This is a genomic window from Bartonella sp. AA81SXKL (genome assembly GCF_042196945.1).
Lineage (GTDB): Bacteria > Pseudomonadota > Alphaproteobacteria > Rhizobiales > Rhizobiaceae > Bartonella.
In genome coordinates this window covers 1-569 of the sequence record NZ_JBHIRH010000391.1, presented here as the reverse complement: position 1 = coordinate 569, position 569 = coordinate 1, and the positions used below count along the sequence as shown (strand labels likewise).

The window sequence follows — 569 nt, the reverse complement described above, 5'->3', positions numbered from 1 at the left end:
AGATCACGTTGTGTGTCTACACTTAAAGGAATCGTATCGACTATCTCCACATCGATACGCATATTATGCTCTAGTGCGCGTAATTGTTCAAGTTTTTCACGTTGCTCGAGGGGAGAGGGTTTAAGCGCTACAAATTTCTCGAGCGCTTCGCGTCGATAGGCATATATTCCAATATGATGGTAAAGGGGACCATCTCCATAAGGCGCTGTCGCGCGGGTAAAATAAAGAGCACGAAAGCGATTGTGAGAAAGCGGTGTACCAATAATTTTGACAATATTCGGATCTGTTTTTTCATTTTCTTCGACGATTTTTGCACCCAAAGTTGCAATATCAGTTAAGCTATTTTCTAAAGGGCGTAAAGCACTGATGATTTCATGGGGCGTTATCGTTGGCAAGTCACCTTGTACATTCAAAATGACATTGTAGCGTCGTTCAGGATCAATATGGGTTAAAGCTTCATAAATACGATCAGATCCAGATTTATGATCACGACATGTTATGATACATTCATGTCCATAAGCGGTAACGACTTTGGCGATATTGTTATGATCTGTTGCAACGATTATACG

General features: G+C 40.9%; 1 protein-coding gene. It reads right to left on the bottom strand.

Going from position 1 to position 569, the window contains the following annotated elements; all coding sequences use genetic code 11:
* A partial coding sequence (locus tag ACFINZ_RS11880; RefSeq protein WP_375701633.1) for a 3-deoxy-manno-octulosonate cytidylyltransferase occupies positions 1-569 on the bottom strand: 569 nt, incomplete at both ends.